A 14,271-nucleotide genomic window follows, 5' to 3' on the forward strand; every position below is an offset into this window, starting at 1 on the left:
ATATATTTATTAGCTTCTTTACTAATTATTCATTAAAAAAATCACCTATTTATTTTAAAAATTCAGGGATTTCTACTTTATTTAATATAAATTTCTCTATAACGTGTGCTACTCCATTTTCTTCATTTGTTAAAGTTATGTAGTTAGCTCTTCTTTTTACCTCTATCATAGCATTTTCCATTGCCACTCCAAGTCCTGCAAATTCAATCATATGAATGTCATTGCCCGCATCTCCTATACATATAACCTCTTCTCTTTTTATCCCAAACCTTTCAGCTAACCTTTTAACCCCTTGTCCTTTATTAACTTCTTTATTTAAAAATTCTAAAAAGTAGGGCTCACTTCTTAAAACACTATATTTTTCGTATACTTCATCTGGAAGTTGCTCTACTGCTTTAGAAAGGATTTCTTCCTTATCTATCATCATTATCTTTACTATGTTAGTATCAGAATCTAAACTGTCAAAGTCAACTACCTTTAATGGAATCTTATTAATTTCTGCTTCAAGTAGTGAATATTCACTAATTTTTGGAGTTATACATTCATTTGGAGTTAACGCATGTATGTTTACCCCTAACTCCCTACTTAATTTATATAAATATTTAATATCTTCTATTTTCATATTTTGCTCATATATAAGTTTTCCGGTTTTATTAAGTTGAACTGCTGCTCCATTAAAAGCAACGGAACAATCATCTTCATCTAATAAATCTAATTTTTCTATGTATCTACCAATTCCTTTTATGGGTCTTCCTGTAGCCAAAACTACCTTCACACCCTTTTGTCTAGCACGTTGAATTGCTTCATATGTAACCTTTGATATGGTCTTATCATTTTTTAATAAAGTTCCATCTAAATCTATTGCCAATAATTTAAACATAGTAAATTGTTTCCTCCCAAAAATTTAATAAATAACCGTAAACATTATATCATATAAAATAATATTGGCGTAAATTAATTTCATATGTATACATTTTCATTTATATTTTTTTAAATATTTTAAAATCTCCATATTATGGACCTTAATATGGAGATTTATTGATATAACCTGATATTTAATTTACACTGCAATTTAAGGCACATTCAAATAAATAATAAGTCAGTATACTAGCCTATTTTACGTCATACTGCATCAACAAAATTCATTTATTCTAAAAATACTATAAACTGATTTATGTATTTATATGATTAACCCACAATAAGGTACAATGTGGTGGAATTATGAAATTTCTCCTCCATGACTTGCATAAAAGCTCGGAACAATAAATTTAATTTAAGAAATTCTAATCTTTTATCCATATAAAATTATCTAACGCTCACATTCAGCGTCCTGCCTCAGGTTCGCTAGCCTGGCGTCCTTGCCAGGCTTACGATAATTTTATCTGTCTAAAAGAAGAATTTCTTAAATTAAATTTAAACAGTTCCTTCGCTTCTTATGCAAGTCATTCCAGAGAAATTTCATAATTCAAGTAATATAATGTTTTTTGTGGGTTAATCATTTATATACATTTTTAGTATTTCTATTCTCTTTTCATCTACTTTTTCTACCTTAAATACTATATTTTCAAATTCTACTGTTCTTTCTTCATTATCCGTGGGAATGTACCCCAATAAATCTATTACAAAACCACCTATTGTATCTGAATTATTAGATTTTAAATTTAAATCTAAATATTCATTTACCTCATCTATAGAAAGTAATCCATCTACTAAATAAGTATTTGTATCTATTTTCTTTATTGCTGGCTCTCTATCATCATATTCATCCAATATATTACCCATAACTTCTTCTATTAAATCCTCCATGGTAACTATGCCTGAAAACCCCCCGTATTCATCAATTAAAATAGCCATATGGTTTTTTGTACTCTGCAGTTCTTTAAATAAAAGGTCTATATTTTTTGTTTCCGGTACAAAATAAGCAGGTCTCAATATACCTACTATATACTCCACAGTTATTTTTTCATTTTTATTTATATAAGCAAACAAATCTTTGGTGTAAAGAATCCCTATAATATTATCTGTATCTTCCTCATAAACTGGAACTCTAGAATATTTTTCTTCTACTATTTTCTGTATACTTTCCTGCATAGAAGCATTCAAATTTATAGAAAACACCTCTGTTCTAGGTGTCATTATTTCCTTAGCTAATTTATCATCAAATCCAAATATACCGTTTATCATCTCTTTTTCTGTACTATTTATTACCCCATGCTCTTCACCCACATCTATTAAAGATTTAATTTCTTCTATAGATACCTTTTCTTCTAAATTTTCTGTGCTAAACCCAAATAACCTCACTAAGGCATTAGTAGAGCTAGACAACAGCTTTACAAAAGGAGAAGTTATTTTAGATATAAATATAATAGGTTTTACCGCAAACATAGCGATAACCTGTGACTTTTGAAGAGCAATTCTTTTAGGAATCAATTCTCCAAATACTAAAGTAATATATGATAATATAATAGTAACTACTATAATACTAATTTGAGAACTATATGAGATATTAAATTGTCTTAAAAAATACGCCAATCTTAAAGATATGCCAGTAGCCGCAGAAGCACTAGCAAAAAATCCTGCTAAAGTAATTCCCACTTGAATTGTAGCTAGGAATTTACTAGGTTCTTCCGTAAGCCTCTTTAAAAGCACTGCTTTTTCGTCTCCTTCTTCTGCCAGCATATTAACTTTATTTTTATTTAAAGACACAATAGCCATTTCTGCCGCAGCAAAAAAAGCATTAATCAAAACTAATATTAATATAATAAATATCTTTAAAAATAAGTTATCTGCAGAAGAATTCACGGATATTTCCCCCTTAAAAATAAGTCTCTACAATTATTATTATCCCATTATTTTATTTTTTCATGCTAACCATAAGAAAATTATGACTTTGTCATAATTTTCAGTAGACCCAAATTAGTGTGCCAGAGGACTAGTGGGCTAGTGGGCTAGTTAAGTATAATTTTTCTTCATTGCATTACTAAAAATTTTACAATTTAAAAAAGATAACATAATTTCACGTTGTGGAATTATGTTATCTTTTTGGACTTAACTTAAATCTTTTTTGGCGGTAGCCAGCCTAAATATTAAAGCTAAAATTTATAGAAACTATTGCCTTACGGCAAGATATATTAAATTTTATACAATATTTTATTTTAATAATTGGTTATTCACCAGTCTAATCAAAGATAATAATTATATCTCATAATTAGTGAAAATATTATGAGCACTTTTTATTATATAAATCAATTATTTCCAATATCAAGAGCTCAGTACCTAAAAATTAAGATTTTCCGTAACGTAGTGGAGCAAAATCCTCCTTTAGTAGGCCGTCTCCCACCCACGAAGCAATTACTCTGTAACTGAAAAAACTGCCTTTAATGGAGTGATAAAATTGAAATTTAGGGCTATTGAACTAGCTTTAGAACTTCTTATGTTTTGAAATTTAAAGACCCGTTAAGAAGCTTTCATGTTTGAACGAGGAACGAGTGAGTTTGAAAGCTTTAGGGAATTTAAATTTCAAAACATTTAGAAGTTCTTAGCTTATTGTTCACAGTCCAAAATTTCAATTTTATCACGGAATTAAAGGCAGTTTTTTCCTACGGAACTTACTTGAAATTTATGCTTCTGGATGTTGATATATAAAAAAGTCTTTCCCTGTCACCTTCCTTAATCACTTGAAAACACTACACACTATTTTCTTCCAAATAAAAAAGTCTTTCCACAACCACTCCACAAAACCATTAAAATTATCCACATATTATCCATATGTTTTTCCATTTTAAATAATAAAGTCTTTCCGTATTAGGCTCAAGGATTAAGTGAAAAGGATTAAGAATTGGTCTATTTTTTCTTCTATTTAATCTTCTATTTTCTTTTTTCTATTCTCTTCTAAAGCCTTATTTTATAAAGGTTTGCGTGGGGGTGTCTAATTGAAAATCTGTTAAGAAATCTGATTAGAAATATAGATTTCTATTTATAGTTCTATATGAAAATCTAAAAAAAGCCGTAGGCTTTGGGGCAATTTTATGCTCCAGCCTACGGCTTTTGGAATGACTTTTTTATTCTTGGAATGTGTTTTTATTATTTAGACATATTTAGAATGTAGTTTATAAATACACAGGTAATAATGATTATTTAATTATTTCTAATTCTCTTATGATAAAGCAACTACCTTATAACTCTATTAATAAAATTCTTCAAATTCGTTAAGTTTTCATTCTTTTCCTTATCCTGTAGATACTCATATATACTTTGATCTCTTCTCCAAGTATTTTCATATTTCTTAAATAATTCTACTCTATATAAATTTAACTGCTTTAAATCTAATTTTATATCTTCTATTCTAGGATTAATCATATTAAGATCTCTCTTTGTTATAAAGATATTATCATTTTGTTTTTTCTTTTCATACTCTCTATCTAACTTCCAATATACCTCTTCTAATTTATTTTTAATAATATCAATCTTTTTTATTATTGGACATGTTTCTACTATTAATCCCCTAACTTCCGCTCCTATATGTTGATAACAATCATTTACTCTATAAAGTGATTTCTTTAAAGAATGCATATTATTTAATACATTATAAAATTCTTGTTTATTAACCATCCAATTATCTAACTCATATATTATTATATTATTTAAAATTTGCTGTTCTTCTTTTAGTTTTTCCAATGCTGCAAATCCAATAGTTTCGTTATTCACAAATTTTAATATTTCATCTTTCCAATATTGATAATAACCACTCCTATTGTACATAAAATGAGAGTTCTCTACATTATCTTCAATACCACCTGAAGTAAGATTATTTGAACCAACAAAACAATCTTTATCTGTAATCATATACTTTGCATGATTAACTGAATTAATAATAACTGTAGTCCCTGAACATATAATGTACTCAATTTTCTTTAACTCATTTATTATCCGTTTGTTAATCATCTTTTTTGCATCTCTATATTCATACTCATAAGGTATTATAACTAATTTAGGACATTGCAATTTATTAAACCTATTCCATAAACTCGGTGGAAGAAAAAAAGAAAAACTACTAGCAATGATAAATTTTGGATTATTATCTAATATTCTTTCAAAATATGCATTATAATTATCATTTCTATCTTTAACACTTATAATTTCATTTATAGATTTCATTCTATCACCCTCAGTAAATACTTTAGTAATACTTATGTAATTACATTTATTTATATTCCCAGGGTATGAAATGATTTTATAAAAGTCTTACTCTTAATTCAATAAATAAATTTTTCATCTTTATTATGTTTATGGTTTTTTATTAAATATTGTATCCTATCATCATTTGATGGATGACTATATTTATACTTTGTAGTTTTGTCATTTTTCAATAATCCTATAGCATCTATAGCAAAATCTAATCCAACAAGATTAGTAGCCACTAAATCTGCTGCATATTCCCTCTGCCAATTTGCCTTATTAAAATTTCTTCTATGCAATGTATACCATACATTAAAGATGATAACAATGATTACAAGTAATACTGCCTCAATAACTCCTTTAAACTTACTAATAATCTCATAATCAATTGAATATACAAATACTTTCGATGCAAGTATAGTTATCATAAATATACAAGTAATAAAAAGCATATTGTTAGTAACCTCTCTATGTTTTAATTTAATATGTGCTAATTCATGCCCAATAACAAACTTAATATTATTCTCACTCCATTGCCCATGAAGTACAATGAGAACATCATTTTTATAAACTGCAACATCAGCATTTGGATTTTTTGCTTTTCTATTTATTGAAACTAACACATTATTTGTAATACCTAACTTTTGTTTTACTTCTTCTACAAATTCATTAATCCATTCATCACATAGATCATACCTATTAAATCTTTTTAACATTGCAAAAGAAGTAACCTTGTCCCATGTTATTCCAAGCATCATAATAAATATTATAATGCCTATCAATAAAAAAATATCTCTCATTAATAACACTCCATCCTAACTCAATATTTATATCGCACAAATTCTTATTATCAATAAATTAAATATTTCCATTCGTAATCAATTGCAAAAATTTCATTTTACTACTTTAGTGCTTTCCTAAAAATTTTTCCATCTATAGTATAACCATTCTTGGTATAAAATCGCTTCCGTGCTTCACTATCTGTATCTGAACTCAAATCACCACTGCATCCATAAATATATTTAATATGATAGAGTTCAATATCTTCTTCTTCGCTTTTAGGTTCACTATTAAATTTATCAATTTGCCTATTTAATTTAGGAATTATCACTTCCTCAAGCCACTTTAATGTAAATGAACCTAAGCCTGTACATTTTTCCTTTGTTCTAATATCAATTGCCTTTATTTCTATGCTAGGGTGGCAACTAACTATACCAACTCCCAATTGCATAAATCCTTTTCCGTGATAATAATCTTTTTTTTGATGGAACTTACCATAGAATATATCAACTTCAAGATGTCTAATTTCAGTAATTTTTTGTTTACCAAAGTCACACAATAAACAAAAAAGGTCATTGTTTTTGTTTATTCCAAACTTTATTATACTATTAGTAGAAACAGGTTTTTCCTGTTCTTCCATGTAACATCTGATATCTTCAATAACATCATTATATTGAGATATTTTTTTACAATATTGAGAGATATAACTAACTATATTATTAAATTTATTGATATTTTCTTTGCATAATGTATCTACTTCGCCAATATCTCTAAAATTAGTTGAATAACCAATTGAATTTTCATCTATTTTTTCAGTAAGCCTCCATGGAATTGAACCAAAATCAGTATTAATATTTAATATTCCATTTAGTTTTGTGCAATTTAACAGTTCATTTTTCAAGCGATTGTTTAGTCGATATAACTCTGACTTATGCATATCGGCATCTTGTATTAAATTACTAATATTCTCTAAAAATTTATCTTTCTTTATTTTTGCTACTTTATTATTTATAATATCTCCTATCATTCCCATATTCTCTACCTCTCTTCTACTAGTTATAATACTAAAGTATATTCCAAACAAATAATAATAGAAGAATTATAGTAAAAAGGTTAGTTGCAGTATGAATACAACTAACCTTTTTACTAAATATTTATTTCTATTAATCTCTAATTTCCATCAATGATAATATTTCATCCTTATATTCCTTCAAAAATTCCTCATGCAAAGAAGCCTTTTTGTACACCTTCCAGAACTTTAACTCTTCACCCTCTTTTTCTAATTCTCTTATTGCCCATTTAGCCTTTCTAATCTGAAACTCTTTGCTGCTTTCTGTTACCAAATTAATGTATTCTTTAGTTTTTGGCATCTTATCTAAATGTGAAGATAATAGTGATTTTAAACCTAACCTCCTACCTATTAAACTAACCGTTATCTTAATAGGTTTTATTTCTTCATTTAATAATTCATCAGTAACATTTTTTACTTTACTTAATATTTCTTCATCTCTTGAATTCCAATTTACTCTTTTACTTGATACTTTATATTTTTTTCTCTTAGGTAAATTTTCTTGAAACCATTCATTATCTAACTTTCGTAACCATTCATAAAGATTAATATCCTTAAACCTTAATTCAGTTATACCCATCCTGGGATTTTCTCCAAGTAATTTTACCCATTCTTCTCTCTTTTCATTTATTTGATAAATATCTATTTCTTTTTCAACTTTCTCTTTTAAAGTAGGTATTACCTCGCATCTTTCTTTTATATAATCCTCAAAGCCTAATTTAATAGCATATTTTTTTAATGTTTCACTATATGAATTTGTTCTTTTTTCTATTTCTTTTAAACTGAACCCCTTAGATAATAACTCCTTTAAATTTCTTTCCCATACCTCACCAAACTCTTTTATAAATCCAACTTTAAATCTATCTTCATTGCTTTTATCTGGCCCTTTTCTTACATATGTAAAACCGCAAGAACATCTAAAAGTGCCTATTGGACTATTATATTTGCTATTATGCTTTATATCAATTTCTGTAACTACAGGCTTCATATAGTTCTTACATACATAGTTCAAACATGGCCAAGGAGCATGTCCAAAAGGTTTGTATTCAATCTTATCATTGAATAATTGATTTATATCAATATCCAAGAAATTACTTAATAAAATGTGTCTTATTGGCTGTTTTGCTATTCCTCTTGCTCTAACCATATCTTTTAACCAATTTGTTTTTTCTTCTATACTTAAATTAGCATCGAGTGCATCCAATATATTTTCCCCATAATAATTTTTAAATTCTTCTATAAAGGCTCTCATATTAACTACACCATTAATGGTTGCTAACCCTTTTTGCATTAATTTATTCTTATATTGTCCTATAAACCACTCTAAGTTTCTATTTATAAACCTGTTATTTAAAACTTCTTCAACTCTTTTTGATATTTTTAATAATAACGCTAGTTCCTTATCTGAAAAAGTTTTTTTCACTGCCCTTGGCAAACATACTTCACTATTTGGTACTACATATTCTTTTTTATGATAATAACTAATTGGAAATTTACTTTCTTGCAATAATTCATTATGCTTAGTACATATATAAACTCCTTTTATTTGATGAACCCTATGCCAATATGCTTCTCCATACTTAAACATATCTTCTTTTAGACACTGTGAACAAAACTTAAAATACTTCTGTTTTAATGTTCCTATATTAGCCCCTGTTTTTAAATAAATCCCCGTTCCTTCGCTTGATCTCATTAAGTTATAAATTAATTCTGCACGTTCTTTAGATAAAAAGGCTGAATAATAAGGATATAAAGTATTATTATAAGTAAAATCTTCTACTTTATATTTGCTATTTACAGGCATGTTTTCTATAAGTTTATCTAAATTAGTAGATAACTCAAATGAGGCTGTGGAATTGCTTGTACCAAATAGATCTTTAATTGTTTCTGTAAAACTTATATTACCACTTTTAATATGATATCTACTAAAAACACTATATAATAATTCATCCTCATAAGGATTTGGAAAAAATGTAATCATTATTCCACTCCATCTACAATAAAATCTAACTCTAGATTTTTAATATATCCGCTTTGATTTAATGCTTCATATGCTGAAATATTCTTATTTAAACCTTTCTCAACTATAACTCTCACATCATAATTATTTTCTTTATTAGTGGCTTTGATTTTTCTTTTATTTGAAGAGTTATCCTTAGAGATTTTTTGTAGTGTTTTAAATATTATTTCTTTAACTGCTAATTTTTCACCATGTTCTTTCATAATATTATCAACATGTATTTTAGCAGTTTTAGGCTCAATATCTAATTCTAAAAGTTTAATTATGGCCTCTTCCTTTTTAGATGTATTTACATTCTGTTGCTTTTCTTTTTTTAAACTCTGTAATTCCTTAATCCTATTATTTAAGTCTGAGTTTTGTTTTTCAGTAGTAAAAAACTCTTCAAAATCTACAGCACAAATATCTTCATATTTCGCTATTTTTCTAACATCTCCAGATTTCAGTGCATTTAACATTGGTTTCACCAATTTCAGATTTTCACTTGCAACCGACTTTATAAGGTCTACTGTAACTTCCTCCTTACCAGACATAATTGCCCGAATTTGTGACATAGCATATAACTTAACTGCTATATCTATAATTCCCTGACTCTCTTCATATAAAGCATTATTAATTTCCTCACTAAAAGCAGTCTCTTTTTTAGTCCATTGATAATCCCATAGTCCTTCCATCAATAAACTCCAATTATCATCCTTTTTCATTCTTTCCCAGATCATGTCCCCTTGTCCACTTCCTCTTCTGGCCTGACGAAATTCTGACTGTAACACTGAAATTGCTTTAGTTGTACCAATCAAAATAACTGGCACTCCTATAGTATTCACAAGCGTAACAAAGAAATTTAGCATTCTATGAGATCCTCCACTCTTGGCCTCACTTAAATGTTGAATTTCATCTATGACTAATACGCCAAGCCCAATACTTCTAGCAATTTGAGACATAGCAGCCAATAATGTATCTACTGTCCTCTTTGAAGAACCATATTTCATATAATAATTTGTACCTAACAAACTATCTACCTTACTGAAGAATTCTACACAAAGACCTTTTATTGAGCCATCAAAAGGACAATCCAATTTTAACCAAATAAGTTGATACATACTAAAATTAATCCCTTTATAATTGCAATGAATTATTATTTGTGGCATTATTGATAATACTCTGTTAATAGCAGTAGTTTTACCCATTCCAGATACTCCTATTATGGTAAAACCAGATGCTGTAGTCCTAAACAATTTATTACTAGATAAATCCTTATTAACATTTTGTATCATGTCATACCCTTCATTTAAACTACTAACAAACTCTGGCTTAAACGGGTTTCTTGCTAAATAACCTTGACGTATAACTCTAGAAATCCTACTCTCTAGATCTATATGTATACCTAGTGGCTGAAAACATTGAAATAATCGCTGCACTACGTGAACTCTATAATGAGGTTCTAGCAGTTTTTCTTTTGAACTATACGGTGGATAAAGTAATAATTTTTCTATAACCTCTTCTTTACTTAATATATGAGGTAGTGCTTCAATCAAAGGGTTTCCCCTATAGTCCATTATCATTTGTTCCTTATATTCTGCTTCAACCGCCTCTCCACCATATGGAATTAATATATCACTCATATCTTTTTTTCATCCCCTCTCTTAATTTTTTTCTCAATAAATCTATATCATTAATCTCTTCCTTTTCTTTCAATTCAATTTCCTTATTTCCTTCTATTGACACTACTCTATCTGTCTTATTAATTCCTAATTCAAAGGCTTCACTTTCTCTATTAATCATTTTTTCTATTTTTCTATTTTCCTTTATACCTTTTATTCTTTTTCTATCGCTATAAGTAGTATCTAATTCTTCATCCGAATTCCTCTCTGCTTCTTTAACTATATTTTCAATTTCACTTATAAAATCAATCTTGGACTGAAGTTCAACATGTGACGAACTCTCAGCATCTATTTTTTCTTTTTCTATTAAATATTCAATCTCCTCAAGGCTTTTATCCTTATGACTATTTTGATATTCAAGTAAATAACACTTTTCAAATTCTTCTCCATATAAATTTTTAATATATATATAATTTAAATTACGTGGATCATAACAAATATTAATCTTCCAAGTCCCTTTATTTCTTGCCTTCTCAAACCATCTCTCTTTTAATGATGATTTAGAACCATAATATAAATTTTTAAATTTAATACCTTTTGCAGTTACTAACGCACTATCTGAAGGCATCAAATGCAATTTAACTATATCCTCATGGATATATCTGAGTTTACCTGCTCTGTTACTTATGCCCCAGTTCCATAAATTAATTGGTATACACTTAATATCATCTGATATCATCATTTCATCTTTAATGTAATTTTTTAAGTAATGATGATTATTATGATAAAGTACACATTTTATAATTATTTGAGTGAACTGATAAATGTCTAACTTAGCATTTAACCTATAATCCTTATCCCCTCTCTCCATATGTTCAAAATTAACTGCACCTGGAGCAAATGGTTTAACTCTAAGATTTGTCACTCTAAAATGCTGTTCTACTATACCTTTCCAATCTGCTCGATACGGAGGTGTATTGGAAACTTTAACCTGTAATCCATTTATTAAGTTTTCAATTCCTTTTCCCTCAAGTTCTCCCCTATCAGCAAGAATAGTTTCTGGTAAATGATGTACTGGCCAATCACTTTCATTAATATGAATTCCGTATTCTTTACAAAACTCAACTTTTTTACATGCAGTATTAGCAAGTGCCGACATTGCCCCAAGCATTGATGGCCCTTCTAATCCAACATAAATTCCTACAACCATTCTAGAGAAAACATCTATAACTGCATATATAACTGGTCTACCTATTATCCAATTTCTATTAAACCTTGAAACTAAATATACATCGCCAACAGTTGCATCAATTTGATATATCGAACCTGGCCCAATTGCCTCCATTGTTGAGTTTCCAAGAATAGGTCTATGTTTTTGTTCATATTTTTTAGAACTCATTCTTTCTATAATTTCTTTTTTTATATCCCTTTCTTTTTCAAACCAATATTTAAATTGTGTAAAAGTTGGAATTTCACCAGCAGATTTTATTATTGGTATCTTAACTCCATTTTCAATTTTATAATTCTCACTAAAATATTCTTTTAGCATTAATTGATATGTAAGCATTAAAGAGTTTTGAGTGCTTGTATTATAAAATTTATTTATAGAAACTCTAAATATTTTCTTTATATCTTCATCAATATTTATACCTGCCCCAACATACTCTACATTTTTTCTTGGTCTCCCTCTCTTAGTAGCGTTCACCGCCTTTTCTTTCCCTCTACCTCCACACAAATAGAAATCTGGTAATAATGCATTTTTTGTTTTTCCTCTTTTCCAATACCTTTTTAAATAATTCAATACTGTTTTTTCACTTATCATATACTTTGATGCTACTTTTTCTATTAATACTTTTCTTTCCTTTGAGAAGAATATTTGTGGTTCTAAACCTACAATATCCCTTATAACCTCCCATGCAGCATCTCGTTTTTCTCTATCTATTTTAGAAAAATTTTCTTCTCCCTCTATCCTAATGTAAGCATCTTTATCCTCAAGTACCACCATCCCTTCAATCATTTGATTTTTTATATCTTCTATACTTCTTACATAAGGTATAGAGTTTGAACTAATATCAATAACATAAGCGTAATCTTCATATGCTCCTATCCAAAGAATTCTTTCAGTACACTTTATTACTTCATCCTGTCTCCATGATATTAAATTATTAACTCAACTTTCGCACATAAAATTTAAGGCGGAAGCCTTTAAAATAAACATATAAAGCAAAGAAACATTCCTTTTGGTATAATAGAATCATGACAAACATCACACCAAGGAAAGGAATGTTTCTTATGAATACTATTATATCAAATGATACTACTGATAAACAACTTAATTTTANTAACTACTAACAAATATCCTCACCTTCCTAGAAATTTAAAACTTTATTACTCTTACAATATCTAAGGTTTCATTAATATTTATTGGCTTATCCATATCTACTTCTATAATCTTTAACGCAATTAAATATTTAAAAATGAATAATCCTGTACCAGCCTCAAGATTATAGTTTTTATCAAATACCATTGCAAAATCTCTTATCGTAACCTTATTATCCTGTAATCCATCAATAAAATTGTTGCTCATATACAAAATATCGTCTTGTGTCAATCCCATATCTTTATAAGAATTTAAAGAAGGATATATCCATTCAATATTTTTAGCCTTAACAACTGATATTTCTTTATCAGTTACAATCCCCCAATCTATTCCCTTGCTCTCCCAATATCTTCGCTCTATCTCAAACCTCTCAAGTGTAACTTTTTTAGAAAGTTCACTTGATGTTTTAATACTTCTCGCATAGTAATTTCTTTTATTCCCCTCACCTTTTGTAGTTATTAGAAATGTTGTTGATAAAACATATTGAGTATCTGTTTTTTTATTTTTAAATATATCAAAATTTAAATCTGTTTTATTGTCTAAAACCTTATCTATATCTAAAAGTGGATATTGCTCTCTTATATCTATTACACTATCATTCCACTCTAATAAGTAAAAATATCGTATTTCTAAGTCGGTAAAAAAATGATGCATCCTCTGTGTTTTAACTCCAAATACTCTAGTGGCTCTGCCTAATGACGGAAAATCCTGAATTGTAAGCCACGGCTTATAATTCGCTCCTTCTCCTTTTCCTCTACCTTCTTTGATAAGCCGCTCTTTCTTTGCTTCATCAAACGTTAAATTATATTTTGCCATACTCCATCCTCCTTACAATTTCCCTTCAATTACAATTATTCATTTTTTATTTTTCATAATCTTAATAACTTCAATTATTATGCTACTACCATAGATAAAAGAAATAATTAGATTTAAATACGGAGTAAATAACAGTACAAATATAGTTATAATTAACATTGTTCCTTGAATTGGATCAGATGTATTAACAGAAATTTTTATTTTTCTTTTTTCATTATCATCTTTAAATATTTGTGGAAATTTATTTTCAATTATTACACATAACAATATAGTCGCTATTGCTGATGGGGTTGTTGCTAAATAAAATTCATTCATTTATTCTAGCCTCCTTTCATGCTTTGAAGTAAAAAAATAAGAGCCGTTTGTCCATAGGCAAACATCTAATTTTTTTTTAGATATTGCCTATAGCAATGGCTCTTTGTTTAACATT

The 14,271-nt window shown here is 28.1% G+C and carries 10 protein-coding genes; all 10 read right to left on the reverse strand.

The features are described from left to right. Positions 1-49: 49 nt before the first annotated feature. Positions 50-880: a sugar-phosphatase gene (yidA, locus tag C1715_RS01415; protein WP_102398901.1), complete on the reverse strand. Its 831-nt coding sequence runs from the start codon at positions 878-880 to the stop codon at positions 50-52. A gap of 611 nt (positions 881-1,491) precedes the next feature. Then, complete coding sequence (locus C1715_RS01420; protein WP_102398902.1) at positions 1,492-2,808, reverse strand: hemolysin family protein; 1,317 nt, start codon at positions 2,806-2,808, stop codon at positions 1,492-1,494. 1,362 nt (positions 2,809-4,170) lie between these two features. Then, positions 4,171-5,157: a phospholipase D-like domain-containing protein gene (locus C1715_RS01425; protein WP_102398903.1), complete on the reverse strand. Its 987-nt coding sequence runs from the start codon at positions 5,155-5,157 to the stop codon at positions 4,171-4,173. Positions 5,158-5,255: 98 nt separating this feature from the next. Further along, positions 5,256-5,978: a M48 family metalloprotease gene (locus tag C1715_RS01430; protein WP_102398904.1), complete on the reverse strand. Its 723-nt coding sequence runs from the start codon at positions 5,976-5,978 to the stop codon at positions 5,256-5,258. A gap of 101 nt (positions 5,979-6,079) precedes the next feature. Then, positions 6,080-6,991 carry a hypothetical protein gene (locus C1715_RS01435; RefSeq protein ID WP_102398905.1) on the reverse strand — a complete coding sequence of 304 codons (912 nt, stop codon included), beginning with the start codon at positions 6,989-6,991 and terminating at the stop codon, positions 6,080-6,082. A gap of 130 nt (positions 6,992-7,121) precedes the next feature. Beyond that, complete coding sequence (locus tag C1715_RS01440; protein WP_102398906.1) at positions 7,122-9,008, reverse strand: TnsD family Tn7-like transposition protein; 1,887 nt, start codon at positions 9,006-9,008, stop codon at positions 7,122-7,124. Then, positions 9,008-10,666 (reverse strand): ATP-binding protein, encoded by a 1,659-nt coding sequence (locus C1715_RS01445; protein WP_102398907.1) that lies wholly within the window; start codon positions 10,664-10,666, stop codon positions 9,008-9,010. Before C1715_RS01445 ends, C1715_RS01440 begins: the two co-directional genes overlap by 1 nt. Further along, on the reverse strand, positions 10,659-12,662 hold the full coding sequence (locus C1715_RS01450) for a Mu transposase C-terminal domain-containing protein (protein ID WP_242971864.1): 2,004 nt from the start codon (positions 12,660-12,662) through the stop codon (positions 10,659-10,661). The genes C1715_RS01445 and C1715_RS01450 overlap by 8 nt, the downstream gene beginning before the upstream one ends. 360 nt (positions 12,663-13,022) lie before the next feature. Then, complete coding sequence (locus C1715_RS01455; protein WP_102398909.1) at positions 13,023-13,841, reverse strand: TnsA endonuclease C-terminal domain-containing protein; 819 nt, start codon at positions 13,839-13,841, stop codon at positions 13,023-13,025. 39 nt (positions 13,842-13,880) lie between these two features. Then, the gene (locus tag C1715_RS01460) at positions 13,881-14,156 is read right to left on the reverse strand and encodes a hypothetical protein (RefSeq protein ID WP_102398910.1); all 276 of its coding nucleotides are present in this window, start codon (positions 14,154-14,156) and stop codon (positions 13,881-13,883) included. Positions 14,157-14,271: the final 115 nt, after the last annotated feature.

This window comes from Haloimpatiens massiliensis (assembly GCF_900184255.1).
GTDB classification, from domain to species: Bacteria; Bacillota; Clostridia; order Clostridiales; family Clostridiaceae; genus Haloimpatiens; species Haloimpatiens massiliensis.

Bases quoted from the DNA above. Each gene is read 5' to 3' on its own strand.
- yidA (WP_102398901.1), bottom strand. From the start codon at position 880: ATGTTTAAATTATTGGCAATAGATTTAGATGGAACTTTATTAAAAAAT.
- C1715_RS01425 (WP_102398903.1), bottom strand. From the start codon at position 5,157: ATGAAATCTATAAATGAAATTATAAGTGTTAAAGATAGAAATGATAAT.
- C1715_RS01430 (WP_102398904.1), bottom strand. From the start codon at position 5,978: ATGAGAGATATTTTTTTATTGATAGGCATTATAATATTTATTATGATG.
- C1715_RS01435 (WP_102398905.1), bottom strand. From the start codon at position 6,991: ATGGGAATGATAGGAGATATTATAAATAATAAAGTAGCAAAAATAAAG.
- C1715_RS01440 (WP_102398906.1), bottom strand. From the start codon at position 9,008: ATGATTACATTTTTTCCAAATCCTTATGAGGATGAATTATTATATAGT.
- C1715_RS01445 (WP_102398907.1), bottom strand. From the start codon at position 10,666: ATGAGTGATATATTAATTCCATATGGTGGAGAGGCGGTTGAAGCAGAA.
- C1715_RS01450 (WP_242971864.1), bottom strand. From the start codon at position 12,662: ATGATTGAAGGGATGGTGGTACTTGAGGATAAAGATGCTTACATTAGG.
- C1715_RS01455 (WP_102398909.1), bottom strand. From the start codon at position 13,841: ATGGCAAAATATAATTTAACGTTTGATGAAGCAAAGAAAGAGCGGCTT.
- C1715_RS01460 (WP_102398910.1), bottom strand. From the start codon at position 14,156: ATGAATGAATTTTATTTAGCAACAACCCCATCAGCAATAGCGACTATA.